Annotated in this window: 11 protein-coding genes; 2 read left to right on the top strand and 9 right to left on the bottom strand. The window is 62.3% G+C overall.

Annotated features, from left to right (window positions below; all coding sequences use genetic code 11):
• From GSQ73_RS16085 to GSQ73_RS16070, 4 genes are all read right to left on the bottom strand, one after another.
• On the bottom strand, positions 1–4,187 hold a 4,187-nt coding region (locus GSQ73_RS16085), incomplete at its 3' end, for a hypothetical protein (protein WP_216844793.1).
• Between the two features lie 127 nt (positions 4,188–4,314).
• Complete coding sequence (locus GSQ73_RS16080) at positions 4,315–6,162, bottom strand: protease pro-enzyme activation domain-containing protein (protein ID WP_158885781.1); 1,848 nt, start codon at positions 6,160–6,162, stop codon at positions 4,315–4,317.
• 460 nt (positions 6,163–6,622) lie between these two features.
• Positions 6,623–7,672, bottom strand: a complete 1,050-nt coding sequence (locus GSQ73_RS16075; protein ID WP_158885779.1) for a helix-turn-helix domain-containing protein — start codon at positions 7,670–7,672, stop codon at positions 6,623–6,625.
• 198 nt (positions 7,673–7,870) lie between these two features.
• Positions 7,871–8,563 (bottom strand): MipA/OmpV family protein, encoded by a 693-nt coding sequence (locus GSQ73_RS16070; protein ID WP_158885777.1) that lies wholly within the window; start codon positions 8,561–8,563, stop codon positions 7,871–7,873.
• Positions 8,564–8,761: 198 nt separating this feature from the next.
• On the opposite strand from GSQ73_RS16070, the gene GSQ73_RS16065 reads away from it, so the two are divergent.
• Positions 8,762–9,463 (top strand): MtnX-like HAD-IB family phosphatase, encoded by a 702-nt coding sequence (locus tag GSQ73_RS16065; RefSeq protein WP_158885775.1) that lies wholly within the window; start codon positions 8,762–8,764, stop codon positions 9,461–9,463.
• 41 nt (positions 9,464–9,504) lie between these two features.
• Positions 9,505–10,905 carry an aminotransferase class III-fold pyridoxal phosphate-dependent enzyme gene (locus tag GSQ73_RS16060; RefSeq protein WP_158885773.1) on the top strand — a complete coding sequence of 467 codons (1,401 nt, stop codon included), beginning with the start codon at positions 9,505–9,507 and terminating at the stop codon, positions 10,903–10,905.
• A gap of 79 nt (positions 10,906–10,984) precedes the next feature.
• On the opposite strand, the gene GSQ73_RS16055 is transcribed toward GSQ73_RS16060, so the two are convergent.
• The 5 genes from GSQ73_RS16055 to GSQ73_RS16035 all read right to left on the bottom strand — a co-directional run bounded on the left by GSQ73_RS16055 (position 10,985) and on the right by GSQ73_RS16035 (position 14,780).
• The gene (locus GSQ73_RS16055) at positions 10,985–11,386 is read right to left on the bottom strand and encodes an EamA family transporter (RefSeq protein ID WP_158885771.1); all 402 of its coding nucleotides are present in this window, start codon (positions 11,384–11,386) and stop codon (positions 10,985–10,987) included.
• Positions 11,383–11,736: an EamA family transporter gene (locus GSQ73_RS16050; RefSeq protein WP_254063429.1), complete on the bottom strand. Its 354-nt coding sequence runs from the start codon at positions 11,734–11,736 to the stop codon at positions 11,383–11,385. The genes GSQ73_RS16055 and GSQ73_RS16050 overlap by 4 nt, the downstream gene beginning before the upstream one ends.
• A gap of 26 nt (positions 11,737–11,762) precedes the next feature.
• A complete protein-coding gene (locus tag GSQ73_RS16045; protein ID WP_158885767.1) occupies positions 11,763–12,596 on the bottom strand; it encodes an alpha/beta fold hydrolase in 834 nt (277 codons plus the stop codon).
• Positions 12,597–12,699: 103 nt separating this feature from the next.
• Positions 12,700–14,097, bottom strand: coding sequence for a sensor histidine kinase (locus GSQ73_RS16040; protein WP_158885765.1), 1,398 nt, complete (start codon positions 14,095–14,097; stop codon positions 12,700–12,702).
• Entirely contained in the window at positions 14,094–14,780 is a 687-nt protein-coding gene (locus tag GSQ73_RS16035) for a response regulator (protein WP_158885763.1), read from the bottom strand. Before GSQ73_RS16035 ends, GSQ73_RS16040 begins: the two co-directional genes overlap by 4 nt.
• Positions 14,781–14,996: the final 216 nt, after the last annotated feature.

Below are 14,996 nucleotides of genomic sequence, written 5' to 3'. Positions count from 1 at the left end.
TTGTTCTGGAAGTTCAACGTGCCGTTGTTCATGAAGGCGTTCGGTGTGGGCGCACCCATGTCGATCGTGTTGGCCCCCACGACCGTGATCACGCCACCAGTGGCATTGGTGAAGCGGTTGCTGCCCAGCGCACCGGGGTTGCCGAAGTCGATGTCGCTGACGTTGAGGTTGATGGTGCCCACGTTGCGGAAGAAGTCGTTGCCCGCGCCGAGCGTGTTGATGCCCGCGGCATTCCAGATCGCACCGGCATTGTTGGTGAAGCTGAAGTTGCCGGCGCCATTGCGCAGCTTGCCGGTGATCGTGCCGTAGTTCTGGATCACCGCATTGGGCGCATTCGTTTCCACGGCGATGCCATTGGTGTGCACCACCGTGGGCCGCGCGACGATCAGGCCGTTGTTGATCAACGTCGCGGTGGTACCGGAGGTCAGGTCGACTGTCACCGCATGCGCAGCATTGGCGTGGATGGCGCCGGTGGCCGTGTTGGTGAAGGACAAGTCACCAGGCGTCACCAGATTCACGCCGTAGGCGATGCCGTTGGTACCGGCGCTGGTGTTGATACCGCGCAGGATGCCGCTGTTGCTTGCCGACACATTGGCGCCGGACGCGAACAGGCCGGTGGCGACGCTGTTGAGACCGTTCGACGTGGCCGTGATGAAGCTGCTGGTTCCCAAGGCGATGGTGATGTTGCTGGCCGTCGCGGCAATGCCGGTCGCCGCTGCTGCACCCGGCGACGCTGTCGTGGCATTCACCGTGCCGTTGTTGATGATGTGCGCGAAGCCGTTGGCTGAGTTGTTGCTGGCAAAGATGCCTACGGCGGTCACGGTCCCGGTAACACCGGCGTCGGCGATGGCGTTCGCTGCTGCGCTGCCTTCGTTGTCGATCGAGACGCCCTGATCGGTGCTGATCAATCCGTTGCCGTAGATACCGATGGCGACCCGTGCATCGAGACCACTCGCGAACGTATTGCCACCGAGCGTGCTTTCTGCGTTTGCCGACACGCTGCCTGCGATGCCATTGGTGACCGATACGTCACCCAGCGTCAGCGTGCGCCTCGCGCCGTTACCGACCTTGGAAGTCGCCGCAATGCCATTAGCCGTGGTGATTCCATTGGTGTTGTTGAAGTACGCCGACTTGCTGTTTGCAACGATGAGGCCGCTATTGCTGACATTGATGTTGCCGTAGGTGCCCAGGGCATTGATGCCGGCACCCCATGCACCATGTACGGCGTGGAAAGCCGGCGGGCCGTTGCTGGAAATGTCAGCGGCGGTGATCGTGCCGGTATTGGTGATGACGGTGTCGCCGTAGTGATTGGCGTAGCCATTCTGCGTGTATATGCCGAGCGCGCTGCTGGTCAGCGGGTTGGTCGTGGATGCCGTCGCAGCAATGCCGCCGGCATTGTTGACCGTGGTGACGCCCGAGTAGTCGTACGTGCGTATGCCGATGGCCTCGGCATGGAGGTTGCTGTTGAGAGCGTTGGCTGCGTAGCGCGTACCGGTGGCACTGTGTGCACCAATGGTGCCGCCATTGGTGACTGTGATTGCGTTGCCGGTGTAGTTGAAGTTACGCGCGAACACGCCTTGCACGCTAAGTTCGCCGGAAACCTGCACGGTGCCTTCGTTGGTGATGTCGATCGTGTCGGCACCACCGTTGACGCGTGCGATCAATCCCTTGGCGCCCTGCGAGCCGTAGACCTGCAACAGGCCGATATTGTCGATGCCGGCGCTGCCGACACCCACGGGTCGGCCTCCGACGCCCGCAGTTACCGTGACGCCGTAGCCCTCCTGTGTGCCGCTGACACGGATGTTGCCGGTGTTCGATATCAGGGCTGAGCCGTACTCTGCGAGTGCTTCTACGCCAAAGCCCAACGCGGCACTCAGGCTGATATCACCGCTGTTGACGATGGTAGTGTTCAGCGCACCGTAATAGCCCGCGCCAAAACCAACATCGTGGAAACGGCCGGTCTGGGCAAAGATGCCAGTCATCTCACCATGCGTGTAGGCGCCCAAGCCCGGTGTGGGTGCATTGATCAGCGTGATGTTGCCGCTGTTGACCACGTTGGCAGATCCGTAGGCGCTGGTTGCGGAAATGCCGAGGCTCGATGCGTTATATGTACTGCTGTTGATGGCGATGCTGCCGGCGTTGTTCACGCCTGCCGCGTTGTTGAACGTATACGCCTCGATGCCGGTGCCGCCGTGCTGGGTCGACACTAGGATGCTGCCGGTCGCGTTGTTGTTGACCTGCACGCCGCCGGCGAAGTTCGAGTACCCAAAAATACCGGTGCCATTCGGATTGACGCCGCTGCAGAAGCAATCGCCGATCTGCACGACGTGGATCGCACCGTTGTTGTTGACTGTCGCTTTGGCGTCGAGGCCATAGCCCACATAGGCGCCGATGCCGGTGGGTGTCAGGCCGCTCGCGAACACGGTACCGGTGGTCGTGTTGGTCACACTCACATCACCGTACAGCGCGATCGCCTTGATGCTGTCGGCAAACCAGGGTCCCACAGCCTCGACGAAGCCGGAGTTGGTGACGGTGGTACCCGAGTAGCTCTGTGCACCGATGCCCGTCACGGTGGTGAGCGAGAACGGGTAGCCAAGAATCTGGTGCGATTCACCTACGGCCGTGCCGGAGTTGTTGACCGAGGTTATTCCAGTGGTGGACACCGCGCGGATACCCGTCGCGTTGTTGAAAAGGTTGCTGTAGCCGAAGACCGTGCCGGTATTCGTGGCGGTGGCGTCACCGCCGGCCGCATCGATTTTCATGCCGATGCCGACGCCAAGGCTGGAATAGCCCATGGCGTGACCGCTGTTGCTTGCGTTCGCGTCGCCGTTGTAGGACTGGGCATGGATGGCCGTGGAATAGTTCGAGCTGTCGCCTTTCGCGGCAATCGTCATGTACGCGGTGTTGTTGGCGCTCGCCGTGCCATTGGCGCTGATGGCCGACACGCCGACTGCACTGCCTCCGTAGGCGCCGGAAAGATTGAATCCATCATTGCTCGCGGTGGCGTTGCCGTTCGCCGTATAGGCTTCGATGGCGTGGCTGATACCGCCGTGGCCGATCACCTGGGTAAAGCCCGAGCCCGACGCCGATGCATCGCCATTGTTGCTGATCGCAGAGAGGCCGACCGCGTTGTAACCCGAGGTGATGCTCAGGCCGCTGCTGCTGACGATGCTGGCATTGCCATTCACCGTCTGCGCGAGGATGCCCGTCGCCGTTCCCGTGGCGGATGTCACGCTGATCGAACCGGTGCTGTTGACGCTGGCTCCGTTCTGTCCGAAGGCTTCGATCGCGATCGCCTGATCCTGCCCGCCATTCGCGGTAACCGATCCATCGTTGCTGACGGTGGTAATGCCGGTGGCAGAGGACGCGAGCAGACCGACAGCTTGATAGGTCGTGGAGGTCGCGGTGATGTTGCCGGTGTTGGTCACGCCGACATCCCCATAGGCGCTGACGAGTGCGCCGACGGCGATGCCGTTGACCGAACTCGCCGTGATGCTGCCTTCATTGTTGAAAGTCGCGATGCCCGCGGCGCTGTTCGCGCTGAGTGCGAGTGCGTTGCCGTCCTGCGCTGTCGCGGTGATGCTGCCGGCGGCCTGGTTGTCGAAGGTGATGTCGCCGGTATCGGTGTAGGTATTCACGGCCGTCACATCGTCGACGCCGCTGCTGTAGGCACTGATGCTGCCGGTGTTGACGATGTCGCTGTCACCGAGCGCCACGACATTCAATGCGCTCGCGCCAGTGCCACCGGAGACCTGCGTGTTGATACTGCCGTTGTTGGTGACCGACGCTGACGAGGAGCTGTCGACATGGATGCCGTCTGCGCCCGTCGTGGTAATGGCAGCCGAGCTGATCACGCCGATCGTGCCGCTCCAGGCGGCATCGATGCCGATAAGTCCGGCCGCCGGCGTCACACTGCTGGGTGCGGTGTCACCGACGACGAGCGTGAGATCGGCGATCGGCGCGAAAGTATCGCCGGGCAGTGTCTGGGTGAAATCACCGTTGCATGAAACGGTGTTGGGTGCCGTGGTGACGCAGGTACCTGCCGCGAATGCCGCGCTGCTACCGCCGAGCGCAAACAGCGTGAACGAAATGGCCAGCGCGGCACGCACGGCGCCAGTGAGCGGCGTGACGTTGGGCGTGTGCCCGAGGCGCGTTCCCTTGTTGCGAGTGTTGGTGTGTGCGTTCATCGACTACCGGACCCCTTCAGTTTTTTGAAATCGCGCGAGCCGCTCCGTTTCCGGTAGCGGCTTGCGTCGATGCGATCGTTCGAGCGGTGGCGTGAAGCGCTGGCGCAACACGCATGAGGCAGCGGTGCTATTTGCCGATGGTGACGGCAGTGGTCTTTGCGAGCACGTAACCCACGTTGTCCGTCACCGTTTCTGAAACGGTGTAGACGCCTGCCTTGGGATACAGATGGCTCGGGCTGGCCGCCGTGGAGGTGCCGTTGTCGCCGAACGTCCATGCGTGCGTAACGATGGTGCCGGCGGTATCGGTGGAGTGGTCGGTGAACTTGGCAATCAGGCTGGTGGCGGTCAGGCTGAAGTTCGGCGTCAGCGGACTCGGTGCGCCGACGTGCGCGAGCAACTTGCTGAGGATCACGCTGCCGCGGCCCGTGGCGAAGTCATAGCCGACCTTCGCCGCTTCGCCGCCGTTGGTACCGACGGTCACGTCATGAAAATCGGAGGAAGGCAACTGGTACAGCAGCGGCGGTGCGAAGCCGATCGTGGGTCCCTTGATCGCGATGATGCGCGACCACAGGCCCACGAAGATCGGCGTCGCCAGACTGGTGCCACCCCACAGTTGGAAACCGCCGTTGACGGTGACGTTGGCACCGGAAGCCGGGTCGCCTTCCATTGCGATGTCGGGTGTGCCGCGCTTGGTGCCAGGCACCAGCGCGTTCTGCCAGACCGGCTTGAGTTGATACGTGCTCGGGCTGCCGCCGCCATTGATCCAGACGGTTTCGCCGCCCCAAGTGGTAGTGGATGCACTGAGCGTGGTGCCGCCCACGGCAAGGACATAGGGCGAACTGGCGGGCCAGTTCGGCGTGAGGGTGCCATTCCTGCATTCGTCCGCACCGAAGTCGCCGGTGGCAACGGCAAAAGTCTGGCCCTGTGCGATCGCTGCCTGGAAGATCTGATCCGCTGCAGCGGCCGTGCCGTCACCCTTGGCGCCGGTCTCGCATCCACCGAGGGATACGTTGATCACCTTGGCGGCGTTGGCGGACATCGCGCCATTGATGTCTGCCAGGATGTCGACGTCGGAAAGCGTGGGGGCGACGTAGTAGATGATCTTGCCGACTTGTCCGCCTGCGGCGCCGACGATGTCCTGTCCGTCGATGTCCCATTCGATGTCGCCGCTGGTGTCGCTGCTGGCCGGGCCCGTATTGACGACCTGAGTCGGCACGGTGGCCAGACCGTTGGCGGCAGTGAACGTGTTGAGGTCGACGATACTTTGTGTGATGTCGCCTTGGGCGATGATGCCGACGGTGACTCCCGCACCCGTCTGCACGCCGGTGCCGCCATAGATCGCGGAAAACTCCACCGGATTATGACTGGTGATCGAGATGGTGCCGCTCGCCATGGGCTGTGCGCGTTGCGCAAAAGTATGCAGCTGATAGACGTTCTGCAGTCCGATCACCGAAAGCACGCTGTCCTGCAGCGCGGCCGGCACATGCACATCGCTGTTATTAGCGAACGCGGAGCGCCCTTCGAGCGTCTGCACACGGGAAAGCGTGGTGGCGAACGCGGCTTGTGCGTTGCTCGCCGTGCCGTCGGCCGATACCAGCATGTTGTTGGATGCGATGGTGACGTGGGTGAAGCCCGAACGCGTCAGGTAGTTCGCGACGGCCTGCGCCTGCAACGCCGTGGGTGCGTGCGTCGCGGAAAATGCCGCCGACGTCATCGTGCCGCGCGCGCTGATCAGCGTCTGCAGTTGCGCCGCATTGCGCAGTTTCAGCGCGACCACGATATGCAGTGGCTGCGTGTGCGTCAGCACGCCGGTGAACGCATCGCCCGGGCGCAGCGTGGTGGCGTTCGCCACGGCGGCGCCGATGCCGGTGCCACCGACGGCAACTTGTGCCGAAGTGGTGGACGCTGCAGCGAGTGCGAGCGCGGTGCTGAAGGCCAGGGCCGTGAGCGGAAGTTTCTGAAAGATCGTCGTCATCGTGAAGGCTCGTGTGGATTACGAAGCTGCCGGATTGCTCCGGAAACACGGCGTTATCCATCGACACGAGCCTCGCCCGTCGATCAATGCACGCAGCCATGCGTCGAACACCGGCGATGCACGCGCGGTGGTTGCTCAAGTCCTTGGTGCGATTGCAGGTGGCACGACACGCATTCGGAAAATTCGCGCAAACGCGTCCGACGCCATCCCTCCCAGGACATCGCAGATCGATCGAATGAGTTTCCCGTCTTGCCCGGATTCGGTGGAGCCGCCATGCGCGGAACATCCACTCGGGAGCTATTGGAGGCTGGCTTCAGCCCTCGGCGTTCCTGAGCCTGTTCCGAGTATCGGCGCCGCTCCGGGAGGTGGCAATAGAAAACGGTGGTGGATTTCTCCCATGAGAGAAATATGCCACTCCCTTTGGGGCAACGGTCATCACGCGGTCACCTCGAAGGCGACGTCAACCGATGCGCGGGGATTTTTTGCTTCGCGCCGGCGCGGTAACCCGTTCCGGAAATGCATCCAGCGCCGCGCGCCAGCCGAGCTGGAAACGTGTGCGCGTGTCGAAGCTCTTCATCAGTTCAGCGACGCGGCGATTGAGCGTGGTGGCCGACATGCCCGCTTCATGCGCGATCGCCTTGTCGTTCAATCCGGCGGCGAGCAACGGAATCACCTGTCGCGCTGCATCCGACAAACGCTTGTCGGATTCACCGGTCTGCAATTGTCCGCTCGGGCTGAAGATGATTGGCGTCGAGTGTTCCCAGGTCAGTTCGAACAACGCGCACAACGCATCGAGCAGTGACGACGAACGCACCATCATCACCGGGCTGCCGGGATCGTCCGCATTCAACGGCAGCAACCCGACGCGACGGTCGACGACGAACATCTTGACCGGCAACGTCGGGAACACGCGCGCTTCTTCGCCGTCCTCGATATCGAGCCGCACGCGGTTGAGCGCGCCGGGCAGGGCGAGCAGGCCCGAGTCGGAAATGCTGCGCACGCGCACGCCCGGTTTTTTTTGGGAAGGCTGATCGCCGTGCGGAATGAGTACCGGTGCGCGCTGGAAAAGAATCGCCTCGTGCTGCGCGGTCTGGCGCAATTGCGAAAGGATCTGGCCCAGCGCCGTGCGGTTGGTGATGAGTTCGACCAGTTGTTCGGGCTCGTGCGAATTGCGCGCGTTGACGGAATGCTCTTTCAATTGCGCGATGGTTGAACGCGCACGCTCGATGTCGGCCTGTCGCTGGCTGGCCAGCGCCTCGACGGCGAGTTCCGGCGCGGCGGCGATGTAGCGACGCGGCCGCTCGGGCGAATGCGAAGCGAGTCCCTTGGATTCGATGCTGTCGAGCAGGCGCTGCGTCTTGCGCGGCGACAGCGACAATGCGACGGCAATATCTTCGGCGGTCGCCGTGCGGTGGGAGAGCAGGGCGCGATAGGCGCGCTCCTCCATGTCGTCGATGCCGAGTACTTCAAGCGACCGTGTGGCGCTCGCGCCGTTGCGTGACGTGTTCATCGTGCCTCCCGCGCTCTTGGGAATTTCCTGGACGGGCGGCGGGTCTGCCGCGCATGCGGCACGACCGATCTTCCGACTGAACACCTCGACTTGCATGGACGCACGATGCGATGCGCCAACTGCTCGATCGACATCGCCATGTTAGTCGCTTGCAGGTTATCGCGCGCCGACCGCGTCGCTTCCGAGGTAACCGGATATCTACCAGTGCACCATGAAGGCCAGCGTCTGCGACCATTGATTGGCCGAGCCGTAGCGCTTCACCAGCGGACTGCCTGCGGCGTCGCCAAGCAGACGTCCGTACTGGATAGCCAGCGCGAAACCGGTGTGCCGGCTGGTCGGCACGAAGGCGTCGTATTCCAGATGCGCGTTCTCGCCGCCGCCTTGCGGTCGCCAGGGTATCGTGCCGATGGCTGCCGCTTCAGCGGGACGCACACCGAAAAATCGACGCATCGCCGGACCGCTCATCGCCTGCCATTGCAGTTCGAGCGAATGCTGGATGTACCAGACATTCGGCAGTTGCCAATCGCCGTACGCCGCAACGTAGGAGCCAGCGCCGTTGAGGTCATGGCTTGCATGCATGCCGACTGTCCAGCGCGTGTTGAATACATATTCGACGTAGCCGCCGCCCTGGAATCGTGGTGAAAGCGAAGCGATCTTCCCTCCCAGCGGACCGAGATCGTCGTGCGTGCGTCCCCACAGATAATTGCCGTAGACGCCGCCATGCCAATGACTGCCTCTGACGAAATCAAGGGTCAGTCCATCGGCCGTGGAAAGCTCGCCGATATCGGGCAGGTCGATGTCGATGTACGGCAATGGCTGGTTGCGATGATCGCTGGCGCCCATCCACGCCGGCATGCGTTGCACGCCAACGCCGAATGCGTAAGTTTGCACGTCGTCCGCCCGCGCGATGGAGCTGCACATCGCTGCAACACCGAAGGTTGCGACCATGCAAAACGGTGATCTTCGCAACAGCATGAGCCGTACCGTAACTGAACCCATCGGCATCATAGACGTCCGTTGCGGCGACGGGAAAGGGAATCGAAAGGCTGGTTTTCTACCGTTGCATCTCTACCGCGTGAGTGACTGCCGATGCCGGTGTCTGGCTGGACCATCCTGTGCGATTTCGACGGCACTATTTCCGTTGAGGACGTGATCGATTCGCTATTGGATCGATTTGGTCTTCCCGGATGGGAAGTGCTTGAACAAGACTGGCGCGCAGGTCGCATTGGTTCGCGCGAATGCATGTCCGGCCAGGTCGCGCTGCTGCGCATGACGCGCGATCAACTCGACGAACATCTTGGCGAGATGTGGATCGACCATGCGTTTCCAGGCTTCGTCGCCAAAGTACGCGAACTCGGCGTGCCGATCCGCGTGGTCAGCGACGGGCTCGACTACGCAATCCACCAGATTCTCGGCCGCTACGGCCTGGATGATCTGCCGCTCGCGGCCAATCATCTTTCGCCGGCCACGCCGCCAAGCCAATGGCAACTCACGTCGCCGTTCCAGGCCGATGGATGCCGCAGTGGTACGTGCAAGTGCGCCTGCGTGGCGAAGGCGCGCGAGAGTGCATCGAAGACGCTACTGATCGGCGACGGTGCATCGGATTTCTGCGCTGCCGATCGGGTCGATTTCGTGTTCGCCAAGCATCGCCTGATCGAGCATTGCCGCGCCGCCGGCATCGATTACGTGCCGATCACCGGCTTCGAAGACGCGCTCGAATTTCTGCCGAAACTTCTCGACGGAAGCCTGATCAGCCATGTGCATCACGAGCATGCGCACGCGCCGCACTGATCACGCATCGACATTATTTTTCACACTCATTCGGATCACCCATGAATATCGACAAGAACGCCGTCGGCTTCATCGACGACGCGCAACTGCTGGCTGACGAAGCAAAATACAGCTCGTTCGGCGACACCGTGCATTACGTGGACCCGCCGAAAATATTCCGCCACGGCGAAGGCAGCTACATGTTCGACACAGCCGGCACGCCGTTTCTCGATCTGCAGATGTGGTACTCGGCGGTGAATTTCGGCTACGGCAACAAGCGCCTCAACAACGTGCTGAAAAACCAGATCGACGTGTTGCCGCAAGTCGCCAGCCAGTACTTGCACCAGACGCGTATCGAGCTGGCAAAGACGGTGGCGTTGGATGCGAAGAAGAAATTCGGGCTCGACGGCCGCGTGCATTTCAACGTGGGTGGCGCGCAGGCGATCGAGGACTCGCTGAAGATCGTGCGCAACGCCAGCAATGGCAAAAGCCTGATGTTCGCGTTCGAAGGCGGTTATCACGGTCGTACGCTCGGCGCATCGGCGATCACGTCGAGCTATCGCTACCGCCGTCGTTTCGGTCACTTCGGCGAGCGCGCGATGTTCCTGCCGTTTCCGTATCCGTTCCGTCGACCGAAAGGCATGACGCCGGAAGAATATTCCGACAGCTGCGTGCGCCAGTTCGAGCGCCTGTTCGAAACCGAATACAACGGCGTGTGGGATCCGAAGACCGGCCAGTGCGAGTACGCCGCGTTCTACGTCGAACCCATCCAGGGCACGGGTGGCTACGTGCTTCCGCCGATGGATTTCTTCAAAGGCTTGAAGAAGGTGCTGGACAAGTACGGCATCCTGATGGTGTCGGACGAAATCCAGATGGGTTTCTGGCGTACCGGCAAGCTGTGGTCGATCGAGCATTTCGGTGTGACGCCGGACATCGTGGTGTTCGGCAAGGCGCTCACCAACGGACTCAATCCGCTGTCCGGTTTGTGGGCGCGCGAAGAGTTGATCAATCCGACAATCTTCCCGCCGGGCTCGACGCATTCCACGTTCAACTCCAACCCGCTCGGCACCGCGCTGGGGCTGGAAGTGATCCGCATGGGTTACGAACTGGACTATGAAACCAGCGTGCCGAAGAAGGGCGCGCACTTTCTCGAAGGCCTGCGCGACCTGCAGAAACGACACAAGGAAATCGGCGACGTCGACGGACTCGGCCTCGCCTTGCGTGCGGAGATCTGCACTGAGGATGGCTTCACGCCGAACAAGGCGCTACTCGATCGCATGGTCGACATCGGCCTGGCCGGCGAGCTCGAACATGACGGCAAGAAGATCGGCCTCGTGCTCGATGTGGGCGGCTGGTACAAGAACGTGATCACGTTTGCGCCGTCGCTGGAGATCACGCACGAAGAAATCGATCTGGCGATCGCGCTGCTCGATCAGTTGCTGACCAAAGCCAAGAAGATGTGATGGTTGCCGCGCCAATCAGCGCACCAGGGGAACCCGAGGGCTTGCTGTCGGGTTCTTTTTTATTTCTGCTGAAAAAAAGTCAGGGCGCGGTGACATCGGATACGTGTTCGCGACTTTCTGCCAGACCTAGGCATGTGATGCCGGCGACGATTGCGACGGCGCCCAACACGCGCGGCGCGGTGAGATGCTCGCCAAAGAGCGGGATCGACAACAGCATGGCTGACACCACGTCGAGGTGCGATGCGGCAAACGCCGGTCCGATCGGCGCGTGCTTGAGCAAACTCATCCAAGTAAAGAAAGCGCCGATGTAACCGACCACTGCGCCGTATACCCATGGTTGCCCGAACACGCGCAGCAACCATGCGATATTCGCAGCCATCGGCAAGGCATGCATGCCGGCGAATTTGAAGTTGATCTGCGCCAGCGAGTCGAAGCCGATCAACAGCGCAAAGCCGAACAGATAAAACCAGCCGTGTTTCATCCGGCCACTCCGACGATGGCGACGCCGAGCGCGACCAATGCGATGCCCAACACACGCAGTCGGGTGAGTTTTTCGCCAAACAGAAAACGTCCGGCGATCATGATCGCGACGATGTTGATGGAGCCCAGCAGCACGCCCTGCGACAACGGCACCAATGAGAGGAAGGCGATCCACACCATGAACTCGATCACGTAACAGCCGATGCCGAACCACAGCCACGGTCGCTGCACCATGTATTTCCAGCGCGCCAGTCCGTTCCCCGCAGCCGGATCTCCAGCGGCCGCCTTGAAGGCGAGTTGACCACCCGTGCCAAGCACCGCGTTGAGCAGCCACAGGCTGGCGACCAACATCGAGATGGAACCGTGCGTCGGCATTGTCAGCCGGCGCTCGACGCGTTGTCGCTGGCGGCTATGCGATGGAAGAACGCGGCCGAATGCTCGATCAGTTTTCGTCGGTCCTTGTCGATGGTGATCATGTGATAACTGTCGTGGAGCAGCAGCAGTTCGCTCGGCGCGCTGACTTTTCGCACGACCAGTTCTGCATTCCTGATGCTGGCGACGTCGTCTTCGCTGGCGTGCGCCACCAGACAGGGCGCGGTGACTTTCGAAAGCGAACGACGCACGTCCGCGGAGAGCTGAAGCATTTCCGCCAACGCAAACCACGGGTTGCCCGGCAGGCCCGCGGCAGCACTGTCGCCGCCAAGCATCGCCGCACTGATCTGTGCGCGCAGGCGTTCGTCGCGGATACCGTACGGCGGTTCTTCCATGAACATTCGGTGGCGACCGATACCCAATTTTTTAAGCAGCGGCAGGATGAAGGAGAAGTGCGCTTTCCACGGAATGCTCCAGCCGTCATAGCGGAACGTGGCGCCATAGACGCCGACACCTGCGATCAGTTGTGGACGATCGGCGGCGAGTTTCAACGCGAGCAGCGCGCCCATCGACAAGCCGCCGACGAACAGACGATCGACCTTGCCGCGCAATTCGTCGGCGGCGTGTTCGACGCTTGCGTACCAGTCGCGCCAGCCGGTGGCGATCAGGTCGTCGGCGTCGCCGCAATGTCCGGCCAGCTGCATGCCGTGCACGGTAAAGCCCGCCTTGTTCAGTCCCTTGCCGAGCAAGCGCATTTCCATCGGCGTGCCGGTAAGGCCGTGGATGAGCAGCACGCCGCTGCGGCCGCCTTCCAGAAAAAAATCAGTCTGCTGAATCACGTGTTGCCTTGGGAAAAGCGCAGCGCTCGAAGACGTTGCGTTGTGCGATACGCAACTGCGTTGCGTACGTCGGTCGAGAGGCGAGTTTCGAAGAGCGAAGCGTTCATGCGCCGCGCGTCGTCGACGGGAAATCCACGATGACGCGCAGGCCGTGTTCTTCGGCGAGTTCGTAAGTCACCTGCGCGTGATGCCGTTCGGCAATACGCTGGACGATCGCCAGGCCGAGGCCGGTGCCGCGTTCGTTGTTGCCCGGTGCACGGAAGAAACGTTCGCTCAATCGCGGAAGCAGTTCGGGCGGCACGCCCGGGCCGTTGTCCTCGACCGCGAGTCTCGTGCCGCCGTCGTCGCGCTGCTGCAGGCTCACCGTGACGACGCTGCCGCGGCCGGCGTAGTTCATCGCGTTGTCGATCAGGTTGTCGAGCAGGTCTTCGACACTGGACGCATTGCCGAGTATGCATAGCGGTTCGTCCGATCCGCGATAACCGAGATCGACGCCGGCACCGAGCGCTTCGTGCACGCGCAGCGATACGGTGTCGGGCACCAGCCGCGAGAGATTCAGCAGGCTGCGATCTTCTGCTTCGAGCGGCGATGCCTGCGCACGCGTCAGCGCCATCAACTGCGATGACGTGCGTGCCGTGCGCTGGGTCAGCCGATGGATATGCGTCATCGCGTTGGCGACGACTTCCGGACGTGGGTCGGCCAGCGCGCGATCGACATGCAGGCTGAGTCCGGCCAACGGCGTGCGCAACTGATGCGCGGCATCGGCGATGAACCGATCGTGTAGCGCGAGCATACCGCGCAGCCGACCAAACACCGCATCAATGGTGAGCGTCAGCGGTGCGATTTCCTGCGGCACGTCGGGACCGTCGATCGGCGTGAGTTCGTGACTGCGAGAAGTGAGTCGCGCAGTCAGCGGATCGAGCGCGCGCAAGCCGCGACTGACGCCGAACCACACCAGCAGTAGCACGCACACGATCAGCGACGACTGCATGACGATGGCCAGCAGCAGGATTTCCCGCGCCTGCTGGTGACGATCGCGCAGAGTCTCCGCCACGGTCACGATCAGGCTGTCGTTCGGATTGTGGCTGGCCACGCGGATCGTCGCTGCACGCAACACGTGTCGCTCCACGTGCGCGTCGTAGAGCACGGGTGGACCGCCGAGCGCAGGTGCCCGCGCTGTCTGCGACAGCTGCGCATCGCCGGTCAGCAATCCACTCAGGGTACTGCGCACGGCGAAATAGCTGCGACCGTTCGGGTCGTACTCCAGCAGGAAGCGCGCCTGAGGCGTAAGCGAGCCGCCGAGCTGGTTGTCGCCGGACATTTTCGCGAGCGTGAGCGCATTGTCGCTGAGGTCACGGTCGTGCACGCGATTGGCGTAGTTCAATGCGACAACGTAGGTGAGTACGGCGTCCGCACACAGCAGGACAGCCATCGGGATCAGCAGGAAAATCAGCAGGCGTCGACGCAGGCTGGGGCGTGAACGGACCGGCAGGAATTTCATTGCGGAGAAGTCGCCGACTCGGTTTCTTCGAGCAGATATCCGAGTCCGCGAATCGTGCGCACGGTGGTGCCGCTGTCGCGCAGTTTGCGGCGCAGGCGATGGATGGCGATGTCGAGGCCGTTGTCGGTGAGTTCCTGGTCCCAGTCGCACAACGCTTCGACCAGTTGCGCGCGACTGGTGACGCGATCGGCACGCAGCACGAGTGCTTCGAGCAGGCCGAACTCGCGCGCGGTGAGCTCGAGTGGCGTGTGATCGATCCATGCGCGGTGCCCGGGCAGATCCAGCCGCAGACGGCCGAGCAGCATTTCCGGCACGCCCTTGCTGCTCACGCGACGCAGCAGCGCGCGCACGCGTGCCTCGAATTCGGAAAGCGCAAACGGCTTGATCAAATAATCGTCGGCACCGAGGTCGAGCACGCGAACGCGATCGGACAAGCCGTCGCGCGCGGTAACCACCAGTACGGGGAGTCCTGCGCCGCGGCTGCGCAGACGGCGCAGGACTTCGCTGCCTTCGATGTCTGGCAGGCCCAGGTCCAGCACCAGCAAGTCGTAATCGTGATCGTGCAGCGCCAGGTCGGCGAGGTGGCCGCTGGCCACATGATCCACCGCGTGTCCGCCGTGCCGCAGCGATGCACACAGGCCTTCGGCGATGGAGAGATCGTCTTCGGCCAGCAGGATGCGCATCGAGAATTCCGGTGGAGAAGTGGGCCGCTGCATCAACTTTCTGCATGGCACGCGATAGACCAGTTTATTCCGTGACGGTTCCCTGGTGCGCGATGCAAACAATCACTCGAATCGACATAATGACTTTCGGCTAGTGACCACGTCGCAGCTGCGGTGCACACTGCATCATTCATCGGGGGAGAAACGCATGGGATCTGTGACTGGGAATGGCAGGCG

The sequence above is a fragment of the Rhodanobacter sp. L36 genome (assembly GCF_009765755.1).
Lineage (GTDB): Bacteria > Pseudomonadota > Gammaproteobacteria > Xanthomonadales > Rhodanobacteraceae > Rhodanobacter.
The sequence above is the reverse complement of the archived record's forward strand: the minus strand, read 5'-3'. Positions and strand labels throughout refer to the sequence as shown.